General features: G+C 60.0%; 17 protein-coding genes. 11 read left to right on the top strand and 6 right to left on the bottom strand.

Annotated elements, in window-relative coordinates; translation table 11 throughout:
- Positions 1-24: 24 nt before the first annotated feature.
- Together I8E17_RS10910 and I8E17_RS10905 are read left to right on the top strand one after the other, a co-directional pair.
- On the top strand, positions 25-1,707 hold the full coding sequence (locus I8E17_RS10910; protein ID WP_069612706.1) for a formate--tetrahydrofolate ligase: 1,683 nt from the start codon (positions 25-27) through the stop codon (positions 1,705-1,707).
- Positions 1,708-1,867: 160 nt separating this feature from the next.
- A complete protein-coding gene (locus I8E17_RS10905) occupies positions 1,868-2,713 on the top strand; it encodes a protein-L-isoaspartate O-methyltransferase (protein WP_083258167.1) in 846 nt (281 codons plus the stop codon).
- A 43-nt stretch (positions 2,714-2,756) separates the two neighbouring features.
- Here the strand turns inward: I8E17_RS10905 and I8E17_RS10900 are convergent, their stop codons facing one another.
- Positions 2,757-3,557, bottom strand: a complete 801-nt coding sequence (locus tag I8E17_RS10900) for an extensin family protein (RefSeq protein ID WP_083258175.1) — start codon at positions 3,555-3,557, stop codon at positions 2,757-2,759.
- A 319-nt stretch (positions 3,558-3,876) separates the two neighbouring features.
- On the opposite strand from I8E17_RS10900, the gene I8E17_RS10895 reads away from it, so the two are divergent.
- The 4 genes from I8E17_RS10895 to I8E17_RS10880 all read left to right on the top strand — a co-directional run bounded on the left by I8E17_RS10895 (position 3,877) and on the right by I8E17_RS10880 (position 11,349).
- Positions 3,877-6,132 carry a TonB-dependent hemoglobin/transferrin/lactoferrin family receptor gene (locus I8E17_RS10895; RefSeq protein ID WP_069612704.1) on the top strand — a complete coding sequence of 752 codons (2,256 nt, stop codon included), beginning with the start codon at positions 3,877-3,879 and terminating at the stop codon, positions 6,130-6,132.
- Between the two features lie 419 nt (positions 6,133-6,551).
- Positions 6,552-8,075 carry an ABC-F family ATP-binding cassette domain-containing protein gene (locus tag I8E17_RS10890; protein ID WP_069612703.1) on the top strand — a complete coding sequence of 508 codons (1,524 nt, stop codon included), beginning with the start codon at positions 6,552-6,554 and terminating at the stop codon, positions 8,073-8,075.
- 255 nt (positions 8,076-8,330) lie between these two features.
- Entirely contained in the window at positions 8,331-10,520 is a 2,190-nt protein-coding gene (locus I8E17_RS10885) for an anthranilate synthase (protein ID WP_069612702.1), read from the top strand.
- 133 nt (positions 10,521-10,653) lie between these two features.
- On the top strand, positions 10,654-11,349 hold the full coding sequence (locus I8E17_RS10880; RefSeq protein ID WP_069612859.1) for a TIGR02117 family protein: 696 nt from the start codon (positions 10,654-10,656) through the stop codon (positions 11,347-11,349).
- A gap of 43 nt (positions 11,350-11,392) precedes the next feature.
- On the opposite strand, the gene bluB is transcribed toward I8E17_RS10880, so the two are convergent.
- The gene (gene bluB, locus I8E17_RS10875; protein WP_069612701.1) at positions 11,393-12,133 is read right to left on the bottom strand and encodes a 5,6-dimethylbenzimidazole synthase; all 741 of its coding nucleotides are present in this window, start codon (positions 12,131-12,133) and stop codon (positions 11,393-11,395) included.
- Positions 12,134-12,635: 502 nt separating this feature from the next.
- Here bluB and I8E17_RS10870 point away from each other — a divergent pair.
- Together I8E17_RS10870 and queF are read left to right on the top strand one after the other, a co-directional pair.
- A complete protein-coding gene (locus tag I8E17_RS10870) occupies positions 12,636-13,550 on the top strand; it encodes a cation diffusion facilitator family transporter (RefSeq protein WP_069612700.1) in 915 nt (304 codons plus the stop codon).
- A gap of 1 nt (position 13,551) precedes the next feature.
- Positions 13,552-14,016: a preQ(1) synthase gene (gene queF, locus I8E17_RS10865; protein ID WP_069612699.1), complete on the top strand. Its 465-nt coding sequence runs from the start codon at positions 13,552-13,554 to the stop codon at positions 14,014-14,016.
- A gap of 61 nt (positions 14,017-14,077) precedes the next feature.
- Here queF and I8E17_RS10860 read toward each other — a convergent pair whose 3' ends face one another.
- Positions 14,078-14,890: a DUF2076 domain-containing protein gene (locus tag I8E17_RS10860; protein ID WP_069612698.1), complete on the bottom strand. Its 813-nt coding sequence runs from the start codon at positions 14,888-14,890 to the stop codon at positions 14,078-14,080.
- Positions 14,891-15,121: 231 nt separating this feature from the next.
- Between I8E17_RS10860 and I8E17_RS10855 the strand changes: the two genes are divergently transcribed.
- Positions 15,122-15,709, top strand: coding sequence for an ATP-dependent Clp protease proteolytic subunit (locus I8E17_RS10855; protein WP_047632158.1), 588 nt, complete (start codon positions 15,122-15,124; stop codon positions 15,707-15,709).
- Positions 15,710-15,906: 197 nt separating this feature from the next.
- On the opposite strand, the gene I8E17_RS10850 is transcribed toward I8E17_RS10855, so the two are convergent.
- Genes I8E17_RS10850 through I8E17_RS10840 form a run of 3 tightly spaced genes read right to left on the bottom strand, consistent with a single transcriptional unit; the run spans position 15,907 to position 18,254 of the window.
- A complete protein-coding gene (locus I8E17_RS10850) occupies positions 15,907-16,290 on the bottom strand; it encodes a glyoxalase/bleomycin resistance/extradiol dioxygenase family protein (RefSeq protein WP_069612696.1) in 384 nt (127 codons plus the stop codon).
- Positions 16,256-17,446 carry an MFS transporter gene (locus tag I8E17_RS10845; protein ID WP_069612858.1) on the bottom strand — a complete coding sequence of 397 codons (1,191 nt, stop codon included), beginning with the start codon at positions 17,444-17,446 and terminating at the stop codon, positions 16,256-16,258. The genes I8E17_RS10850 and I8E17_RS10845 overlap by 35 nt, the downstream gene beginning before the upstream one ends.
- Before the next feature lie 22 nt (positions 17,447-17,468).
- The gene (locus tag I8E17_RS10840) at positions 17,469-18,254 is read right to left on the bottom strand and encodes a DeoR/GlpR family DNA-binding transcription regulator (protein WP_113366427.1); all 786 of its coding nucleotides are present in this window, start codon (positions 18,252-18,254) and stop codon (positions 17,469-17,471) included.
- A gap of 198 nt (positions 18,255-18,452) precedes the next feature.
- On the opposite strand from I8E17_RS10840, the gene I8E17_RS10835 reads away from it, so the two are divergent.
- Together I8E17_RS10835 and leuA are read left to right on the top strand one after the other, a co-directional pair.
- The gene (locus tag I8E17_RS10835; RefSeq protein WP_069612694.1) at positions 18,453-19,637 is read left to right on the top strand and encodes a benzoate/H(+) symporter BenE family transporter; all 1,185 of its coding nucleotides are present in this window, start codon (positions 18,453-18,455) and stop codon (positions 19,635-19,637) included.
- 328 nt (positions 19,638-19,965) lie between these two features.
- Positions 19,966-21,672, top strand: coding sequence for a 2-isopropylmalate synthase (leuA, locus tag I8E17_RS10830; protein ID WP_069612693.1), 1,707 nt, complete (start codon positions 19,966-19,968; stop codon positions 21,670-21,672).
- The last annotated feature ends 7 nt before the right edge of the window (positions 21,673-21,679 follow it).

The following is a 21,679-nucleotide window of genomic DNA, read 5'->3' as shown; positions in this document are numbered from 1 at the left end:
CCGTATGTTTGGGGGGCGAGACTTATGGCGACGACCGTGGCATCCGATATAGAGATTGCGCGCGCGGCGAAGAAGCTGCCGATTATGGAGATCGGCGCCAAGCTCGGCATTCCGGCGAAAGATCTCGCACCTTACGGTTATGACAAGGCAAAGATCGGTGCCACATTCATTGCAGCACAGGCCGGCAAGAAGGACGGCAAACTGATCCTCGTCACGGCGATCAACCCGACGCCCGCGGGTGAGGGCAAGACCACCACGACGGTTGGCCTCGGCGACGGCCTGAACCGCATCGGCAAGAAGGCGGTGGTCTGCGTACGCGAGGCGTCGCTCGGCCCATGCTTCGGCGTAAAGGGCGGGGCGGCCGGCGGCGGTTACGCGCAGGTCATCCCGATGGAAGACATCAACCTTCATTTCACCGGCGATTTCCATGCGATCACGTCGGCCCATAATCTGCTTGCCGCGCTGATCGACAATCACATCTACTGGGGCAACGAGCAGAATATCGATATCAGGCGCATCACCTGGCGGCGAGCAATGGACATGAACGACCGCGCATTGCGCGATATCGTCTCCTCGCTCGGCGGCGTTGCGAACGGCTTTCCGCGCGAAGGTGGCTTCGATATCACCGTCGCCTCCGAGGTGATGGCCATCCTCTGTCTGGCATCCGATCTCAAGGATCTGGAAAAGCGGCTGGGGAATATCATCATCGGCTATCGCCGCGACCGTACGCCCGTTTATGCCCGCGACCTGAAGGCTGACGGCGCCATGGCCGTGCTCCTGAAGGACGCCATGCAGCCGAACCTCGTGCAGACACTGGAGAACAATCCGGCACTGGTGCATGGCGGCCCCTTCGCCAATATCGCCCACGGCTGCAATTCGGTGATCGCGACGCGCACGGCACTGAAGCTTGCCGATTACGTCGTGACGGAAGCCGGCTTCGGCGCCGATCTGGGTGCCGAGAAATTCTTCGATATCAAATGCCGCAAGTCCGGGCTCTCGCCGGATGCCGCCGTCATCGTCGCGACCGTGCGGGCCTTGAAGATGAATGGCGGCGTCAAGAAGGACGATCTCGGCAGGGAGAACGTGGAAGCTCTGGTGAAGGGGTGTGCCAATCTCGGCCGGCATGTCGCCAATGTCCGCAAGTTCGGCGTGCCTGTCGTCGTCGCAATCAATCATTTCGTTTCGGACACGGAAGCCGAAATAGAGGCGCTGAAGAATTATGTCGCCCGTCTCGGCGCCGAGGCCATCCTTTGCCGGCACTGGGCGGAGGGCTCGGCCGGCATAACCGATCTCGCGCATAAGGTGGTCGAGCTTGCCGAATCCGGCCAGGCGAAATTCCAGCCGCTCTATCCCGATCATCTTCCTTTGCTGGAGAAGATCGAGATCGTGGCCTCGAAGATCTACCATGCCGGTGAGGTGACGGCCGACAAGGCCGTGCGAGATCAGCTCAGGTCCTGGGAGGATCAGGGTTACGGGCATCTGCCGGTCTGCATGGCGAAGACGCAATATTCCTTCTCGACCGATCCGAATGTTCGGGGAGCACCCGAAGGCCATATCGTACCCGTTCGCGAGGTGCGCCTTTCAGCCGGGGCCGGCTTCGTCGTCGTCATCACCGGCGAGATCATGACCATGCCCGGACTGCCGAAATCGCCGGCAGCCGAGAGGATTTTCCTCAATGATCAGGGCTACATCGAAGGACTGTTTTAAGTTCAGAATCCGATTCAACTTGTCAGTCGCGAGGCGCCGGTTCGCCGGCGGCACCGGTAGCTGTTGCCATGCGATCCGGCTACGATATCTAACGCATTGACCCTGGCGAAATCCGAAATAAATCGGCACGGTCCAAGCATCGCCAAGATGGAGACGGATTGTGACTGCTGATAGCCGCGCAAGTTTGGATGAGATACGGGATTTCCATGCGAAGATGATGGCCGGGGCCAGTAATTCTTCCGACGAAAGGCTGGAGCAGGCCTTTCGTCTCGTCAGGCGCGAGGCATTCATGGGGCCGGGGCCATGGCAGATCAGGGCCGGCCGCCGCTACCTGGAAACACCAAACGCCGATCCCACGTTCCTCTACCAGAATGTGCTCGTCGCCCTGGACAAATCCAAGGGCATCAACAATGGAGAGCCGTTTCTTCATGCCGCTTTCCTCGGCGCCGTGGCGCCGCAGCCTGGCGAGACGGTCATTCACATCGGTACGGGGACCGGATATTACACGGCCATTTTGTCGACGCTTGTCACGCCGGGTGGCCACGTTCATGCCGTCGAGATTGACGAGGCCTTGGCCGAGCGCACGCGTAACAATCTCATTTCGTTTGCCAATGTTTCCGTTACCTGCGCCGATGCGACGAAACTGGAGCTGCCGGAGGCCGATCTGATCTACGTGAATGCCGGTGTCGTGGCGCCGCCGACATCGTGGTTGCAGGCGCTGCGCCCTGGCGGCCGCATCATCATGCCGTGGCAGGCGAACGAAAAGGTCGGGCTTGCCGTGGTGATCACACGCCGGGAGCAGGGGTTCAGCGCTCGGGCCTTGATGCAAGCCTACTTCATCCCCTGCATCGGGGCTTCCGATCCCATGCAATCGGCGAAAATTCCGAATGGCGGCGAGGCTCGCTCCATTCAGTCGGTTTGGCTCACCCAGGAGCGAGCGCCGGATGAAACGGCGGTGGCGATCTATAGAGACCTATGGTTCTCGAATGCAGGCCTCGGGGTTTGACGAGGTTCAAAGATCACCGCGGGACCAGGCCCGCGACGCCTTTCTAGTGGCAGTAACGAAAGCCGCCGTTCCTTTCGATGACGTCGAGATGAAAATGTGTCTCGTGAGCAGCATCGCTTTCCGGGTCTAGAACGGTCGTGAAATAAAGGCAGGCAGACGCACTGGCTGCACGCTGGAATGCGCCTGTTAGCGTCGGATCTTCGCGGCGCGGCTCAATCGCGATAGTCTTGCCGTTTTCGAAGATGAAGCTCGCGACATCGATGGCGTTGCCGCGGGCATGTTCGGAGATCTTGCCGGTGGAAGCATTGTTGCGCAGCCGGCAGACATAGGTCGACGCCTGATTGATGGCGACGATCTTGCCATTGTCCAATGCCGCCGCTGATGGAATGACGCTTTCCCTCATCCATTGAGCCAAGGCGAGAGCGGCTTCGCAGCGCATCGTCCCTTCGGGTTTGAACTCGATGCCCGGCAGTGGAGAGCTAAGCGCGATCGGCTTGTCGATGCCGCAGCCATTGCCATCGTCGATGCGGGCGATCTCTTTGAAAGTCGCTCCAATGGCGGTCAGCGCCTTCAGGCAGGCCTGATGCTGATCATCCGGTTCGGAAGCGATGGTCAGGGGCGGACGGGGAGGGCCTTGCATCTGTTGGCCGTTTGTCTGTTCCTCCGGCAGTGGCGCCGGCTTTTCTTCCGGTTGAGCCGTCGGCTTTTCCGCCGGAACGACAGGGCTGTCCGGTGATGCAGAGGGTTTTTCTGCCGGGATCGGCGCTTTGCCGTCCGGCTGCACTTGTTCCTGATCCGGTTTTTGCTCGGGTATCGGGCCGGTCTGCGGGAGAGAAGGGGCCATGAAAAGGACGGCGGCGGAGACTAATGAAAGAATTCTAAACAGCATCAAGTAATTCAGCCAATTCTAATGATGGTGCCGATAGAACGCACGAGGCTGTCATTTCGTTGCAATTCAGCAACGTTCGCCTCTTGTCTTAAAAGGTGACAATTTTATTCATGATTAAATGCGCCGAATATATTGACAATAATACTCATGTTTTTTATGCGGCAGAAAGAGGGCGGAATATTTCCGCCCGTTAACAAGATAACCTAGCCAGCCCCTTGCCTGCTTTCGACGCAGCAACCAGCCAGCCCGGTGAAGCAATTCGAAAGGAATGGTTATGGTCGTCCGGCGCTCACGCTCGGCCCTCTTGGCATGCACCGCGTTTCTCGCTCTCGGGCTGGCGACGACGTCTTTTGCGCAAACAGCCGAAAATGAAGAGGCGACGGTCGAGGCCGCCGCCAAGGGCGATCGTGTTACCAATCTGAAACCGATCGTGGTGATTGGAAAGGGAAAGACAAACAAGGATGTACTTGCCGACTCTCCGACCGCAAGCGAGACGACGGCCAAGGACATCGACAACAAGCAGATCACGCGCATCGAGGATCTCGGCCGCAGCACGGAAGTCGGCGTCGGCTTCAACCGCGCTACCGGCGGCGTCAATATTCGCGGCCTTGGCGACGACCGTGTGTTGACCACCGTCGACGGTATCCAAATTCCTTTCCTTCTCGATGCTTCGCGCGGCAACGCTAGCGGCGCCAATAATGGTGGCAATGGTGGCGTCAACAGCTTCGATTTCAATGCGCTTTCCAGCGTCGATATCGTGCGCGGTGCAGATTCAAGCCGTGCCGGCTCGGGCGCTCTCGGTGGTGCCTTCGTGCTTCGCACTCTGGAGCCGGAAGATCTGATTGCGCCCGGCTCTACCTGGGGCGGCGTCTTCAAGTTCGGCTATAATGGCGACGACCGGAGCATTGGCGGTTCGGCCGCTGTTGCCAAGCGCATCGACAATACCGCCGTTCTCTTTCAGGGTGGCTACACCCACGGTCACGAGCTTGAGAACAATGGCGATATCGGCGGCTATTCGACCAAGCGTACAGAGGCCAACCCGGCTGACTACAATCAGAGAAGCGGCCTGTTCAAAATCCGTCAATATACCGACGTCGGTACCTTCGGCATCACGGCCGAGCACTACAACAAGGATAAAACCACCGATCTGATGACCCTGCAGAGCCCGACCGGAAACTTCCGGCCTGGCAATTACAATGGGACAGACAATGTCGAGCGCAATCGCGTGTCGCTCGATTACAAATATGAGGCCGAGAGTGCCGATTCGCTGCTTGATACCGCCAATGCCGTTTTCTATTGGCAGAATCTTCTGCGTGAAGGCGGTGTGGAAGGCTATCGCTATACATCCGTTATCGGCGACTATTGGCGCCGCAATGAAATGGAAGATCGCAGCATCGGCTTCGCCGGCAATGCATCGAAGTCTTTCGATACCGGCAGCCTGCATCATCAGGTCACTTTCGGTCTCGATGTCGCTTTCGACAAGGTTCACCAGTACTCGGCCGGCAAGGATAGCTGCGCACTTCCTCGCTGGCGCGCCTCATGCGCCTTCCTGCACACCAACCAGTCCGATATGCCCGATGTCGATGGCAAGCGCGTCGGCGTCTTCATCGACGACAAGATCGAATTGGGCTCCAGCAATTTCTATTTGACACCGGGTCTTCGCTTCGACTGGTATGATTATTCGCCGAAGAACACGGCCGCCTATCGCGACAGCGCCAACTATAATGGCCTGCCCTCCGGGCAATCCGACAGCCGCTTCTCGCCGAAGCTGCGCGCCTCCTATCAGCCGCAGGACAATGTCGAACTTTATGCACAGTGGGCGATGGCCTTCCGTGCGCCCAGTGTCAGCGAACTCTACGTCAACTACGGCGTGCCCGGTGGTTATGTCACCTACGGCAATCCCGACCTGAAGCCCGAAACCAGCAACGGCATCGAAATCGGCACCAACCTCGGCGATGACGATTTCGGCGGCCATATCGGCGCCTTCTATAACAAGTACAAGAACTTCATCGACACGCTGAATTATCGCGATCCCACAGGCACCTATCCGCTCGGGATCACTGAATACTTCAACCGCGCCAATGTCCGCATGTTCGGTATCGAGGTCAACGCGCACAAGTCGTTCGACAATGGCATCCACGTCAAGGGCTCGCTTGCCTATGTCAATGGTAAGGATTCCGATACCGGCCAGTGGATCAACTCCGTCGCTCCGGCCAAGGCGGCCTTTACCGTCGGCTATGCGACCGAAGTCTGGGGAACGGACCTGACTTTCATCACCGCGGCGCGCGAGGCGAAGAAGACAGGCGATACGCTGCAAACCCCTGCCTACGGTATCTTCGATCTCACAGCCTGGTGGGAACCGGAGCAGGTGAAGGGCCTTAGCATTCGCGGCGGCGTCTACAACATCTTCAACAAGACCTACTACGACGCTCTCAACGCACCGTCCTACAGCGGGACGCTGACCCAGCCTGCTTCCTATTATTCCGAACCCGGCCGGGCCTTCAAGCTGACGCTGACGCAACGGTTCTAAGCCGTTATATCGATGCAGCAAACTTGGGCGATGCTTCGGCATCGCCTCTTTTTGCTCTCCCGCGTGGCATCGGGCGATCTGCGCAATTGTAAATGGTAGCGTTCGATGCTATTCGAACAACGCAGTCTTTAACCGTCGAGAAAAGAAGAGAGGAGGACCGTATGACCAAGATAGTCTGGCATATTCGCCAGTTCGGTCCGACTCGTGCCCTGCAGATGCGTTTGCAGGGCTGATCAGAGGCTGTTTCTCACTCAATCCTTCTGGTCTGCCCTTTGGGCGACGTGAGCTCGCGCATCCGCGCGGCCGCGTCATGACATGTTTTCGGGCATTGGCCTGCTTGGGCCTTCGGCATCGGCATAACGCGGCAAAAGGAGCCGCCGGCGATGTCTTGAGATGCTCGATCGAGACCGGAAAAGACCATGACTCTGATCAATCTCCGCAATCTGGGCGTCACCATGAGTGCGCCGCTGTTTTCCAATCTTAACTTCACCGTCGATGCCGGCGATCGCGTCGGCATCGTCGCCGCGAATGGACGCGGGAAGACCACGCTGCTCAGCTGCATCACGGGCAGGCAAGAGCCGACCACGGGTGAGATCACCCGCGCCCGGGGCTTGCGCGTCGGCTATGTCGAACAGAACGTGCCGGCGAACCTGCTGGATGTCTCCTTCTATGAAGCCGTTATGCGCGCTTTGCCCCAGGAGCAAGTCGCGAGCGAGAGCTGGCGTGTCGACGTCACTCTCGATTCGCTTGATGTATCTGATGCGATGCGGGAGAGGACGTTGGCGCAGCTCAGCGGCGGCTGGCAGCGGCTTGCCATGCTTGCCCGCGTCTGGGTGACCGAGCCCGATGTGCTGCTGCTGGACGAGCCGACCAATCATCTCGATCTCGCGAAGATCGCGCTGCTGGAGGATTGGTTGAACGCTTTGCCGCGCGATGTGCCCGTTATCATCGCCAGCCACGACCGAGCCTTCCTCGATGCCATCTGCAATCGCACCCTATTCCTGCGCCAGGACCAGTCGCAAACCTATGCGCTGCCGTATAGCAGGGCGCGTGCGGCGCTGGACGAAGTCGATGCCTCGGACGAGCGGCGTTACCAGAAGGAAATGAAGACGGCGCAGCAGCTGCGCAAACAGGCAGCCAAGCTCTACAATCTGGGCGTTAATTCCGGCAGCGATCTCCTGACGGTGAAGACGAAGCAATTGAAGACGCGGGCCGAGAAGCTGGAGGACAGCGCCAGACCGGGGTACCGTGAGCGTTCCTCCGGCTCGATCAAGCTCGCCAATCGTGGCATCCAGGCCAAGGTGCTTCTGACTCTGGAGGATGCCTCGGTGACGACGCCTGATGATACGTTGTTATTCAAGACCGGTCAGCAGTGGATTTGTCAGGGCGACCGCATTGTGTTGCTCGGGCAGAATGGTGCCGGCAAGACGCGGTTCGTGGAGATGATCCGTAGGGCGATCGCCGATCCGTCTGCCGGCGGCCCAATCAAGCCGACGCCTTCGCTGGTGCTGGGTTATAGCGATCAGGCGCTCTCCCATCTCGGTGAAAAGGACACGCCGCTTGGCATGATCACGCGCTTGTTCGAGCTCGGCGAACAACGCGCCCGCACTCTACTGGTCGGTGTCGGCATCGGTATCGACATGCAGGGGAAGGAGATCGGCCGTCTGTCTGGCGGGCAGAAGGCGCGGCTCGCCATGCTGGCGCTGCGGCTGACCAATCCAAACTTCTACCTGCTGGACGAGCCGACAAACCATCTGGATATCGACGGCCAGGAGGCGCTGGAGGGCGAACTGACGGCAAATGAGGCGAGCTGCCTTCTCGTCTCGCACGATCGCAGTTTCGTGCGATCGATCGGCAATCGCTTCTGGCTGATCGACCGGAAGCGATTGATCGAAGTGGATGGGCCGGAGGAGTTCTTCGAAGCGGCGAGAGGGCAGGGGTAAGAGAAGGATGGGCGGAGACGAAAAATCGTTTCTGCCCATTCCCCAAGATTGCGGCTTGCGTATCCCCTCATCTCACGCTAACAATTTCCGCCATGAACACGTCCTTGAACAACATTGCGGTTTGGTGGTGGGCACGCTGAGGCGGCCTCGACCAATCGTGTTCAAAGACGACGAGTGAGCCGCCCGAGATTTCGAGGCGGCTTTTTTGTTATATTGGCCGCCTGTCATCCGGGCCCGACAACGGAGTGAGGAACAATGGTAACGATCCTTCGGGATGATGGTGCGGAAATTTACGAGACGAAGGGCGGTATCACCGTCACTCGGCAGCGCCGGCCGACGCCCTATGCGGATGCGGTTTCATCCTATATCGACAAGCTTGATGAGCGCCGCGGCGCCGTCTTCTCCTCCAACTACGAATATCCCGGCCGTTATACGCGTTGGGATACCGCCATCGTCGACCCGCCGCTCGGCCTGTCCTGCAACGGGCGCGATGTCTGGATCGAAGCCTATAACGAGCGCGGCGAAGTGATTCTCGGCTTTATCGCGGAGAAGCTGAAGACGGTTTCCGAAGTGGTACTCGGCGCCTCGACGCCGCGCCGGCTCGATCTCACGGTAAAGACGCCGGATCGTGTCTTTACCGAGGAGGAGCGCTCGAAGATGCCGACGGTCTTCACCGTGCTGCGCGCCGTGACCGATCTATTCTATTCCCAGGCCGATGCCAGCATCGGCTTTTATGGCGCCTTCGGCTACGATCTGGCGTTCCAGTTCGACGCGATCGATCTGAAGCTCAAGCGCCCGGACGACCAGCGCGACATGGTGCTCTACCTGCCGGACGAAATCCTGGTGGTGGATAACTATTCCGCCAAGGCCTGGATCGATCGCTACGACTTTGCCAAGGGCGGCGTATCGACGGAAGGCAAGTCCGGAGAGATCGCGCCCGAGCCGTTCCGTCACACCGATGCGATCCCGCCGAAGAGCGATCATCGCCCCGGCGAATATGCGGAGCTGGTGGTCAAGGCAAAGGAGAGCTTCCGCAAGGGCGATCTTTTCGAAGTCGTACCCGGCCAGAAGTTCATGGAGCGCTGCGAGAGCAAGCCGTCCGATATTTCCAAGCGTCTGAAGGCGATCAATCCGTCGCCCTATTCCTTCTTCATCAATCTCGGCAATCAGGAATATCTCGTCGGCGCTTCGCCCGAAATGTTCGTGCGCGTATCGGGCCGCCGCATTGAGACCTGCCCGATTTCGGGCACGATCAAGCGCGGCGACGATCCGATCGCCGACAGCGAGCAGATCCTGAAGCTTCTGAATTCCAAGAAAGACGAGTCGGAACTCACCATGTGCTCCGACGTCGACCGCAACGACAAGAGCCGCGTTTGCGAGCCGGGTTCTGTCAAGGTCATCGGCCGCCGGCAGATCGAGATGTATTCGCGCCTGATCCACACGGTCGACCATATCGAGGGACGCCTGCGCGACGACATGGACGCTTTCGACGGCTTCCTGAGTCATGCCTGGGCCGTCACCGTCACCGGCGCGCCGAAGCTCTGGGCCATGCGCTTCATCGAGAATCATGAGAAGAGCCCGCGTGCCTGGTATGGCGGCGCGATCGGCATGGTCGGCTTCAATGGCGACATGAACACCGGCCTGACGCTGCGGACCGTCCGTATCAAGGACGGCATTGCCGAGGTGCGCGCCGGCGCGACGCTGCTGAATGACTCGATCCCCGAGGAAGAAGAAGCCGAAACCGAACTGAAGGCCTCCGCCATGCTTTCTGCCATCCGTGATGCCAAGACCGGCAATTCCGGCAAACAGCAACGCGACGTCGCCTCCGTGGGCAAGGGCGTGAAGATCCTGCTCGTCGACCACGAGGACAGCTTCGTCCACACGCTTGCCAATTACTTCCGCCAGACGGGCGCGACGGTGTCCACCGTGCGTACGCCGGTGCCGGAAGAGGTCTTCGACCGGCTCGATCCGGATCTCGTCGTGTTGTCGCCGGGTCCCGGCAATCCGAAGGATTTCGATTGCAAGGCGACGATCAAGAAGGCGAGGGCGCGCAATCTGCCGATCTTCGGCGTCTGCCTGGGTCTGCAGGCGCTGGCCGAAGCCTATGGCGGCGAGCTGCGCCACCTGGCGATCCCGATGCATGGCAAGCCGTCGCGCATCCGCGTGCTGGAGCCCGGCCTCGTCTTTTCCGGTCTCGGTCGCGAAGTGACCGTTGGCCGCTACCACTCGATCTTTGCCGATCCGTCGAGCCTGCCGCGGGACTTCACGATCACGGCCGAGAGCGAAGATGGCACGATCATGGGCATCGAGCATGTGAAGGAGCCAATCGCGGCCGTGCAGTTCCACCCGGAATCGATTATGACGCTCGGCGGCGATGCCGGCATGCGGATGATCGAGAATGTCGTGGCGCATCTCGCACGGCGGGTGAAGACGAAGGCGGCCTGAGGCGAGAGTTTTTAGTTCTGCAAGTTTGATAGCCCCATGCACTCGGAAAAAGTGCATGGGGCTATTTTTATGCCTTGAAAGGGCCGACAAACCGCTGAAGAGATTGATTTGTGGTGGGGGCTTTCAGTCGGTGATCCCAAGAATATTCAAGGGCGTTTTCTACGCCGTCCTTGCCGTCGTGCTCCTCGTCGGCCTCGGCATCGTCGTGCCACGTCCGCTGTGGCAGGAGGCACAGGCTGCGCGCAGCGAGCGTTCACAACAAATCCTCGTGCTCAGCAATCCCATCCATACGGATATTGCCATTCCCGTCGATGGCGATCTCCTCACGCGTTTCGCCTTCCTGCGGACGGCCGGGCTCGATCTCGACAATCCCAACCTGCGCTATCTCATTTTCGGCTGGGGCGGTCGCAGCTTCTATACGGAAACGCGGACATGGGCCGATTTGAAGGCGGGTCCCGTCTTGAAGAGCTTTGCGCTCGATCGTTCCGTCATTCATGCGGAGCTCGCGGGCGATATTCCGCTGGACGCGCCTGCGGTGACGGTTATCGACATCGATACCGAAGGTCTTGAGCGGCTCAAGCAATTCGTTCTCGCCAGCTTTGATCGCTTCGACAGCGGTCCGATATCCCTGCCTGGCAGCAACTACGGGCCGAACGACGCGTTCTTCGAAGCGCGGGGTTACTTCAACGCGCTGATGGGCTGCAATACCTGGACGGCAGCTGCGTTGAGGCAGGCGGGATTGACTTCCGGCCTGTGGACGTCGTTACCGTGGATGCTGTGGCTGTCCTTGCGCCTGCACAATGACGATGAACGCTTTGCGGCAAGATAGGCTATGTCCTGATCTGTCGAGTTCTGCCGCATAGATGAGCTCCTCACATATCCTCACAATCCTGCCAGGCTTCCTCGAAAACGAGCTTGTCGAGCGGCAGTCGCTCGCGCCATCCCTTCACGGCGAGCTCCGGCATGTCGTAGAGCTCGTCGACATAGCCGACGCAGAGCCAGGCGACGATCTTCACATGCTCGGGTATGCCAAGGATCGCCTTGATGGCATCCTCGTGGAAGATGCTGACCCAGCCGATGCCGACGCCTTCGGCCCTTGCCGCAAGCCAGAGGTTCTGCACGGCGCAGACGGTCGAGTAGACATCGGTATCCGGATTGTGCGTGCGGCCGAGCACGACCGGTCCGCCACGCTTTGTGTCGCAGGTGATGCAGATGCTGAGCGGCGCCTTGCGGATGCCTTCCAGTTTCAGCCGCTGGTACTGCGTGCGGCGATCACCCTCGAACATCGCGCAGGCTTCCTCATTGGCCTGATGGAAGGCCTGCCACACGCGCTCGCGTGTTTCTGGCTGACGGATCAGGATGAAGTTCCATGGCTGCATGAATCCGACCGACGGTGCCGAATGGGCCGCCTCGAGCAAGCGCCTGATGAGATCGTCGGGGAGAGGATCGGGCCGGAACTGGTCGCGCACGTCGCGCCGGGTCTCGATGGCGCGATAGACGGCGCTGCGTTCCAGCTCCGAAAATGCGCCGGCTGCGACCAGATGATCCGACACATCCGCGCGGGCGTCGGCGATGGAAGGTGTAGCATCGGCAGTCTTTTCAGGAGCGGGCATGTTCAACCATAATTTTCATTAGGAGGCGGCGGCGCGTCGGCCGGTATCGCCGACCCTTGCACATCAGGCTGAAGCACAGCTTAGTGCTGGATGGCAAGCCAAACTACCAGCACGATTTTCCACAGGCGAGCGACAATCCCGCCACTGGATGGCGAATACACGGCGATAATTTGGTGCTAAGAGCGATGATCGACCTATAAACAGTCGACATGCCCAACTAAGTTTTAAAAAATGGTGTTTCTATCATGGTGTGCCTCAGTGGCCGGACGGCGCTGACTGAAACTGAATGGGCGATCCAGTCACGTTTTGCTCGTTCTGTTCAGCAACGGCCATTTTTGATGTGAGAGCGAAACATCGCCTTTGACAAACTTGGCATCGTGATCCATATGAGCCGTTAAGGAACCGCCTGCGCGAAAATTCGCGCGGGCGGTTTTGCATTTCAACGGCGCCTTTTTTGCAATTCATTCGCATAAGCAGGCGTGGGGGATATTTGGAGACAGGCATGAACGGTCAAGGAAACGATACGATCAGGCGGCTCGCCCTTTGGGGCATTCCGCTCTCGCTCGGCGTCATGGGGCTGAAGATGCTGGCCTGGTGGCTGACGGGCTCCGTGGCGCTTCTGTCCGACGGGCTGGAATCGCTCGTCAATGTCGTTGCTGCCTTCATCGCTTTCTTCGTCATCCGTTACGCGCAGAAGCCGGCCGATCACGATCATCCCTTCGGTCATCACAAGGCGGAATATCTTTCCGCCGTTACCGAAGGCGTGATGATCGTCGTTGCAGCGCTGATGATCGTGCAGGAGGCGATCGGCCATCTCGCCGATCCGCAGCCCATGCAGGCGCCGGTGCTCGGTCTCGCGATCAACTTTGTCGCCGGCGTCATCAACGGTATCTGGGCTCTGACGCTGATCCGGGCCGGCCGGACATATCGCTCGCCGGCATTGATGGCGGATGGCCAGCATATCATGTCGGATGTCTATACCTCGATCGGCGTCCTTATCGGGCTGTTGCTGGCGCTTGGCACCGGCCATCCGATCTTCGACCCCGTGCTTGCCATTCTCGTTGCCATCAACATTCTCTACCAGGGCTGGAAGGTCATCTCCACTTCGATCGACGGGCTTATGGATAAGGCCGTTCTGCCGGAAGAGGAGAATATCATCAAGGATGCGATCGCCAGGAATGCCGAGGGTTCGCTCGGCGTGCATGATCTGAAGACGCGCAGGGCAGGGGCCGTGACCTTCGTCGATTTCCATATGGTCGTACCCGCCGCCATGCCGGTGCGGGAGGCACATCGAATCTGCGACCGCCTTGAAGATGCCATACGGGCGATCCATGCGGGCGCCGAAATAACCATTCATGTGGAGCCGGAGGGCGAAAAAGCCCATGGTATCCGCGTCAAAGTGATCAAGGAGACCTGAGATGCCAAAGACCGATGTGTCCGGCCTGTCGATGCTCGGCAACCAGACGGAAACCGCCGGCAATCCGGAAGAGGCCGTTCTGGAGAAGGTGCCATCCGGCCATGCCGGCACCGATTACGTCGTGCGCTTCACCGCGCCCGAATTCACCTCGCTGTGCCCGATGACGGGACAGCCGGATTTCGCCCATATCGTCATCGACTACATTCCCAATGAATGGCTGGTGGAATCGAAGTCGCTGAAGCTCTTCCTGCATTCCTTTCGCAATCATGGCGCATTCCACGAGGATTGCTCGATCTATATCGCCAAGCGCCTGGTGGACCTGCTGCAGCCGAAGTGGCTGCGAATCGGCGCTTATTGGTATCCGCGCGGCGGCATTCCGATCGACGTCTTCTGGCAGACCGGCAAGCCGCCGGAAGGTGTTTGGCTGCCGGATCAGGGCGTGCAGCCCTATCGCGGCCGAGGCTGAATGAAGATAAGCCGCCATCCGGGGATGGCGGCTTATCTGTTCGATTCAATGCGGCTGCGGCTCAGGCGAATGAGTTGTCGTCGCCATCGTCATAGGACGAGTCGTCATAATCATCGTCCTGAGCGTCTTGGGCAGCGTCCTGGGCATAATCGGCCGCGCGCTGGTCATTTTGATCGCTATTGTCGTCGTTGCCGAAATAGTTGTTGTTGATGATCGTTTCCTGTACCGGCTGTTCGGCCGCGTTGGCCGCCGTGCCTCCGAAGAGGCCACTGCCGGCATTGCCGCCGAAGAGGCCGCCGCCGGTTCCGCCCAGATGCGGGCTGAAGAGGCTGGAGAGCGATTCCGCCAGCATCACGCCACCGGCAACGCCAGCGGCCGTGCCGAGGGCGCCGCGCAGAAAACTGCCGCCGGCCGAAGGCGCTGCCGCCTGTTGGCTCCAGGGGCCTGACGGCTGGGGTTGCGGCTGGCCGGCCCAAGGGCCGGACTGAGGCGCATTGCGGGCATAGTCGTCATAGAGGCGGCCCTGCTGCTGCGGGCTGGTCGCCTGCGGCGCCGGCACACGCTGCTGCTGGCCGCCGCCGAAGAGCGAGCCGATCCCGCCGAGGAAACCGCCGCTCTGGCCCTGCGGGTGATTGTCGGCGCCCTGCTGCTCGAGCTCGTGCACACGGGCTTCGAGCTGCTGAATGCGGTCAGCTGCAGCCTTCATGCCCTGTTCCTGCATGATGACGGCCTGCGCCAGGAAATAGGGCGCATAGGGCTGGTCGCGGACTGCCTGGTTGATGAAGGCCTCCGCGTCGGCGTCGCGCTGCGTGCTGGCCGCACCGCGCACGCGATCGAAGAGAGAGGCAAGCAATTGACGTTCTTCTGGCGACATGATGGCCTCCTTGGCTATCCGTGCTGCAAATTCGGGGCGCGATCTCTAACCGCGCTGGCCTGACGTAGGATCAAATCTCGGCTTTTCAAAGCCATTCAAGTTACATTTCGGTAATCCGCAACCATAACCCCATGTTGTCAGTCGCTATTCCCGCCTTGTCTTTTTCCGGCATTGTTTTACGCATTGAGTCGCACTATGTGCGGTGAACGACGCATCATGCTGGAGAGTTGAATGAACGACGAAGACGAACAGGAAGACAAGAAGACCGAGCAGCCCTTGGGCAAGGACGCGGAGGCGAATCTTTTCAAGTCGCGTTCGATCTTCATCTATGGCGGCATCACGCAGGAACTGGCGCAGAAGGTCTGCTCCCAACTCGTGGCGCTTTCCGCCGCCAGCGACGATGATATCCGCATCTATGTGAATTCGCCCGGCGGTCACGTCGAGTCAGGCGATTCCATCCACGACATGATCAAGTTCATCAAGCCGAAGGTCTGGATGATCGGCACAGGCTGGGTTGCCTCCGCCGGAGCGCTGATTTACGTCTCCGCTCCCAAGGAGCGCCGTATCTGCCTGCCCAACACGCGCTTCCTGCTGCACCAACCGTCGGGCGGCACGCGCGGCATGGCCTCCGACATCGAGATCCAGGCACGCGAAATCATCAAGATGAACGAACGCCTGAACAAGATCTTTTCGGAAGCCACCGGCCAGCCGGTCGAGCGCATCGCCAAGGATACTGACCGTGATTACTGGCTCTCCGCCGAGGAAGCCAAGGCTTATGGTCTGGTCTCGCGTATCGTGACCTCGCAGGCGGAAATCTGATCTAGCGGGTTTTTCCGATTGAATTGAGCGCCCTCGCTTGCCGGAAGGCTGGCGGGGGCGTTTTGCGATGAATAAGCTTTAATCGAAAGCCAAAAGCTGGCGGCAGAAATCTCCGCCGCCAGCCTTCGCCACTCGGAGGTTGCAACGTTTCCGGGAGCGGCGAACTCGAAGGTGCAAGTTACAGGCCGAGCGTGTCCCTATGTGGTAATCTCCACCGGCGTTCCGTCCGGCATGGTGATGACAGCCTCATAGAAGCCGTCGCCGGTGGTGCGAGGTGCGGATTTCAGGCAATCATCCGCCTTGCATCGTTCAGCCAGCGCATCGACGGCAGCTTTGCTGCCGAGCGATATGGCAATGTGATCCCAGCCGATGCGTTCACCGTGCGGGTCGGGAGAAAGCCAGGGACCGGTCATCAGTTCGATCTGATCGTCGCTTTCCGACAAGGAAATGAAGCGAGAGACGAAGCCAGGCCGTCGCTGACTTCGATAGGGTTCACCGACGGTTGCGCCGAAATAAGTCTCCCAGAAATTCGCGGCGGCATCGAGATCATGCGTCCAAAGAGCGGTATGAGCGATCCGCATCTGTCTCTCCCTGTGCTTGTTCGTGATTGCGGGTAACGATGCCGGCGCAAAGCGGGGCGACGCAGAGGAGTGCGGCGAGCACCCAGAAGGCGCCGGGCAGGCCGAGATGATCCGCCGCGAAACCGACGCCGGCGGGGCCGACGAGTACGCCCGCATATCCGGTCATGGTGATGGCCGCGACGGCCAGGCCAGCCGGCATGACCTTCTGCGCGCCGCCCTTGCGAAACAGCACCGGCACAATGTTGGAGGCGCCAAGGCCGATCAGGAGGAAACCGCTCATGGCGAGGATCGCGATCGGACTGATGAGGAGGACGCCAAAGCCCACGACCGCAATCACGCCGCCCCATAGCATGATTGCCTTGTCACCGACCCTTGCGTTAATGGCGTCGCCGCTCAGGCGGCCCACCGTCATTGCAATGGCAAACAGCATGTAGCCGAGGCCGCCATGGCTTGCATCGACCCGGCCTTGCGTTGTCAGCAGCAGAGCACTCCAATCGAGGATCGCGCCTTCGACGAGGAAGGTGATTGCTGCCAGCGCGGCCAGCAGCAACACGACGCCGCGTGGCAGGACGAAAAGCGGCGCGTCCTCCGCGGGGACGGTTCGAAGCAACCGCGGCCATGCAATGATCATGGCGATCACCATCACGGCCGAGCTTAGAAGCGTTGCGGCAAGGGGACCGGCCTTGACGGATAGAAGCAGGGTGACAAGCAGGGAGCCGATGAACCCGCCTATGCTGAACAGCGCATGGAAGCCGGACATCAGTGGCCGATCCGCGCCTTTCTCCACTTCGACGGCATGAATGTTCATGGCGACATCGAGCGATCCAAGGCAGGCGCCGAACGCCGCCAGCGCAAGGCCGAGTGTGAAGGGCGTGCTGGCCACGGCCAAGGTCGGCAAGAGAAATGCGAGGCCGAGACCACCCGCGATGATGATCGGCTTGCTGCCATATCGCGCGCTCAACATGCCGGTCGCCAGCATTGCCGCCACCGAACCGAGGCCAAGGCAAAGCAATAGCATGCCCAGTACGCCATCATCGACGCCAAGGCGATCCTTGGCAAAGGGGACGAGGGGAGCCCAGCAGGCAAGGGCAAAACCTCCAACCAGAAAAGCAAGTCGTGTTGCCAGCCGGGTTTCCGGCCGATCCGTGGATTGCATGGTCATTTCTTATCTTTCGAAATCAGGAGGATGACGTGATGTCGCTTGCCTTCACCAGTGAGAAGCCGGCGTCGGCGACCGCCTTTCCGTCAGTGGCAGGCAGGTCATCCTCGACAACGAGCCAATCGATATCGCCAGCGCCGCCGATCCGGTGCGGCGCGCGTTCGTGAAACTTCTCCGAGGTAATCAACGCGATACGTGCCGCGCTTCTCTTGAGCAGCGTTCGTTTGAAAATCGCGTCCGCATGTTCGTATACGCTGATGCCGTTTCTTGCCGCAACGGCGCAGACGCCCAGGAAGCAGCGATCGATGTTCATGGCTTCGATGGCCGCAACGGCCGACGCATCGACGCTGCCGCCGACGACGGGATCAACCGCGCCACCGATCAGGACGAGCGGAATATCGCCGCGCTTCATGACCGCACTGGCGATATCAATGGAGTTTGTCGCGATCGTCACGTCCAGGTTCTTCGGCAGAAGATCGATCATTGCGAGATTGGTGCTGCCGCTGTCGAAAAACAGGAATTCGCCCGGCTCGATCATTGCGACGGCGGCTTTGGCCAGGGCTCTCTTGCGGCCGGATTCCTGGCCGACACGTAGGGCCATCGGCTGCGACGGCGTCAGGAGAGGGAGAGCGCCGCCATAGACGCGGCGGCACTTGCCCTCTGCCGCAAGTGCCCGCAGATCGCGGCGCACGGCATCTTCCGACACGTTGAATTCGGCGGCCAGAGATGCGGCAACGATCTGCCGGCCCTCTGCAAGCCGCGCTTCGATGACGTCCCGGCGGGACAATGGGAGTGAATTGCTCATGAATTTGCATTAACGTGCATAAATAAGAGAGTCAACATGCACGTTTGTACACGATATGACTCGACCACGATATATTCCGCGAGTGATTTGCTGAGCGACACTGTCATTTCGCGCGAAAACAGCACTTGCACGCTCGATGCTTGTAATGCTCCATGCGCGTTCCATCGATCCTCATGCGCTCTTCGAGTCTCCATCGCCATGCTCAAAGATTTCTCCGTTCAAAGCCTGTTCATGGGTTGCCTCACGGCCTTCGTCGGCTTTGCCAGTTCCTTCGCCGTCGTCTTTCATGGCCTGCAGGTGGTCGGCGCCTCCGATGCGCAGGCGGCGTCCGGTCTGACGGCGCTTTCGGTTGCGATGGGTCTCTGCGCGATCGTGCTCAGCATGGTGACGAGACTGCCGATAAGCATTGCCTGGTCGACGCCGGGAGCCGCGCTGCTGGCGAGCGCCGGAGCGATCGAAGGCGGCTTCCCGGTGGCTGTCGGTGCATTTTTCATTTGCGGCATATTGATCGTCATTGCCGGGCTTTTTCGGCCTTTTGGCCGGGCGGTCGCATCCATCCCGGCGCCGCTCGCCAATGCCATGCTCGCCGGCGTGCTGCTCGGCCTCTGCTTTGCGCCCGTCAAGGCGATCGCCTTCAATCCTGCCTTCGGTTTGCCGATCATCCTTGCCTGGATCGTCGTTGGGTCGTTCAAGCGGCTATGGGCGGTACCGGCGGCGCTTGCGGCCTTTGCCCTGGTGCTGGCCTTCGGCGTGAAGATGCCGGATGGTGCCTTTGCCTCGCTGGAACATTCGCTGTTGCCTACCGTCGAATTTGTGAAGCCGGTCTTTACGCTTGCCGGTATCGTGTCCATCGCGCTGCCGCTGTTCATCGTGACGATGGCATCGCAGAACATTCCCGGTATCGCCGTGCTGAAGGTGCATGATTACGAGCCGAAACCGGGTCCGCTGTTTGCTGTGACCGGCGTGTTCTCGCTGCTTGCCGTTCCTTTCGGCGGCCATGCCGTCAATCTTGCGGCAATCACCGCGGCGATGTGTGCCGGGCAGGACGCTCATGCTGATCCCGGGCGGCGCTACTGGGCGGCGATTGTCGCCGGGATCGGCTACGTGATCCTCGGATTGCTGGCGAGTGCCGTGACGGCTTTCGTGGCGCTAGCGCCGCCGATTCTGATCGAGGCGGTGGCCGGCTTGGCGCTGGTCGGCGCGCTCTCCAATTCCGCCTTGAACGCCTTCCTGCAGTCGGAATCGCGCGAGGCGGCCGCCATCACGTTTCTTGTGACGGCATCGGGTGTTTCCTTCGGCGGCATTTCCGGCGCCTTCTGGGGACTCATCGCCGGCGGGCTGATGCTGGCGCTGTCGCGCGGCGTGCAAATGCTGAAGAAGTAGGCGAGGGCTTGCTTCTTTTTGATCCGGCGGTTATAAGCGCGGCCATGAAGCTGACTGGGGCAAAGATTTCCGAACAGATTGCACGTGGGCGCGTTGCTCTGCGTGACAATACGCGCGCCCTTACCTCGCTTCTCCTCCTCGGCCTTACGCGCGGTTGCCGGGTCCTTTGAGGAGCGCCCGGCGGCCGAAAAGCCCGCTGGCCATCGCTCCTCGCGACTTACCCTAAAATCGACAGCTTACCCGCAAAGGGTCCGCATTTATCATCGCCAAGCCGCGTCCGATCGGCTAAGAGGCGGGATAAAATGACGGGAAAGGAAGAGACGAGACCATGGACGCGAACAGCCATTCCCCCAAAGGCATGCCCGAAGCAGCGGTGAAATACCGCGCCTATCCCCAGATCAACATTCCCGACCGGACCTGGCCGTCCAAGGTGATCACCAAGGCGCCGATCTGGTGCTCGGTCGATCTGCGCGATGGTAATCAGGCGCTTGTCGATCCGATGGGTCACGACCGCAAGGCGCGCATGTTCCAACTGTTGCTGGATATGGGCTTCAAGGAAATCGAGATCGGCTTCCCCTCGGCTTCGCAGACCGACTTCGACTTTGCCCGCTGGTGCATCGAGCACGGCAATGTGCCAGCCGACATATCGCTGCAGGTTCTCGTCCAGTGCCGCCCGGAACTGATCACGCGCACCTTCGAGGCGCTGGAAGGCGCTAACAAGCCGATCGTGCATTTCTACAATTCCACCAGCGAATTGCAGCGCCGCGTGGTGTTTGCCAAGGACGTGCGGGGCATCAAGCAGATCGCCGTCGATGCGGCTAAGATGATCACCGACATGGCGGCCAAGGCCGGCGGCGGCTATCGCTTCGAATATTCGCCGGAGAGCTTCACCGGCACCGAGCTGGATGTGGCGTTGGAAATCTGCAACGCCGTTATCGACGTCGTGAAGCCGACGCCTGATAACAAGCTGATCATCAATCTGCCGTCGACCGTCGAAATGGCGACGCCGAACATCTATGCAGACCAGATCGAATGGATGTGCCGCAATCTCGATAACAGAGAAAACCTGATCATTTCGCTGCATCCCCATAATGACCGCGGGACGGGCATCGCTGCCGCCGAGCTGGCGCTGATGGCCGGCGCCGACCGCGTCGAAGGTACGCTCTTCGGCAATGGCGAACGCACCGGCAATGTCGATGTCGTGACCATGGCGTTGAACATGTTCACGCAGGGCGTCGATCCGGAGCTGGATTGCTCCAACATCGAGCGCATGAAGGAAGTTTACGAATATTCCAATCAGATGGCGATCGGCGAGCGTCATCCTTATGTCGGCGAGCTGGTCTATACTGCCTTCTCCGGTTCGCATCAGGATGCGATCAACAAGGGCATGAAGGCCGCCAAGGTCGCCAACGATCCGGTTTGGGAAGTGCCCTATCTGCCGATCGATCCGCAGGATGTCGGCCGTACCTATGAGGCGATCATCCGCATCAACTCGCAGTCCGGCAAGGGCGGCATCGCCTATATCATGCAGCAGGATTACGGGCTGAATCTGCCGCGCAATCTGCAGGTGGAATATCGCGAGGAAATTCAGCGCATCACCGACGAGGAAGGCAAGGAATTGCCGTCCAAGCGCATCTACGAGCATTTTATCGAACGCTATGTGACGCAGCCCGAAGCACGGCTCCGCTTCGTCGATCACCACACCTTCGCCGATCCCGAGCATAAGGGACAGCGCATCGTCGCGGCCGAAATCACCGACAAGGGCGAGGTGAAGCGTATCGAAGGGCGCGGCAACGGCCCGATCGATGGCTTCATCAACGCGCTTTCCATCTATCTCGGCATTCCGATGTCGGTCGAGGATTATTCCGAGCATTCGCTCCAGCACGGCTCGAACGCCTCGGCGATCTCCTATGTCGAGGTCTCCTATCCAGGCGGCAAGCTCTTCGGCGCCGGCATCAACACCAATATTGTCGCCGCGTCCCTCGAGGCGATCGTCTCGGCGGCGAACCGCGTGCTCGCCATCAAGGCGGCGTAAGGCTCCC

Source organism: Rhizobium sp. AB2/73, from assembly GCF_020871915.1.
Taxonomy (GTDB): Bacteria; Pseudomonadota; Alphaproteobacteria; order Rhizobiales; family Rhizobiaceae; genus Rhizobium; species Rhizobium dioscoreae.
This window is presented reverse-complemented; position numbering and strand designations above follow the sequence as displayed.

Excerpts from the sequence above, each read along its gene's own strand:
- I8E17_RS10835 (WP_069612694.1), top strand. The coding sequence starts at position 18,453 with ATGCTCAAAGATTTCTCCGTTCAAAGCCTGTTCATGGGTTGCCTCACG.
- I8E17_RS10890 (WP_069612703.1), top strand. The coding sequence starts at position 6,552 with ATGACTCTGATCAATCTCCGCAATCTGGGCGTCACCATGAGTGCGCCG.
- I8E17_RS10870 (WP_069612700.1), top strand. The coding sequence starts at position 12,636 with ATGAACGGTCAAGGAAACGATACGATCAGGCGGCTCGCCCTTTGGGGC.
- I8E17_RS10900 (WP_083258175.1), bottom strand. The coding sequence starts at position 3,557 with ATGGCCCCTTCTCTCCCGCAGACCGGCCCGATACCCGAGCAAAAACCG.
- I8E17_RS10855 (WP_047632158.1), top strand. The coding sequence starts at position 15,122 with ATGAACGACGAAGACGAACAGGAAGACAAGAAGACCGAGCAGCCCTTG.
- leuA (WP_069612693.1), top strand. The coding sequence starts at position 19,966 with ATGGACGCGAACAGCCATTCCCCCAAAGGCATGCCCGAAGCAGCGGTG.
- I8E17_RS10895 (WP_069612704.1), top strand. The coding sequence starts at position 3,877 with ATGGTCGTCCGGCGCTCACGCTCGGCCCTCTTGGCATGCACCGCGTTT.
- bluB (WP_069612701.1), bottom strand. The coding sequence starts at position 12,133 with ATGCCCGCTCCTGAAAAGACTGCCGATGCTACACCTTCCATCGCCGAC.
- I8E17_RS10910 (WP_069612706.1), top strand. The coding sequence starts at position 25 with ATGGCGACGACCGTGGCATCCGATATAGAGATTGCGCGCGCGGCGAAG.
- queF (WP_069612699.1), top strand. The coding sequence starts at position 13,552 with ATGCCAAAGACCGATGTGTCCGGCCTGTCGATGCTCGGCAACCAGACG.
- I8E17_RS10840 (WP_113366427.1), bottom strand. The coding sequence starts at position 18,254 with ATGAGCAATTCACTCCCATTGTCCCGCCGGGACGTCATCGAAGCGCGG.
- I8E17_RS10860 (WP_069612698.1), bottom strand. The coding sequence starts at position 14,890 with ATGTCGCCAGAAGAACGTCAATTGCTTGCCTCTCTCTTCGATCGCGTG.
- I8E17_RS10845 (WP_069612858.1), bottom strand. The coding sequence starts at position 17,446 with ATGCAATCCACGGATCGGCCGGAAACCCGGCTGGCAACACGACTTGCT.
- I8E17_RS10885 (WP_069612702.1), top strand. The coding sequence starts at position 8,331 with ATGGTAACGATCCTTCGGGATGATGGTGCGGAAATTTACGAGACGAAG.
- I8E17_RS10850 (WP_069612696.1), bottom strand. The coding sequence starts at position 16,290 with ATGCGGATCGCTCATACCGCTCTTTGGACGCATGATCTCGATGCCGCC.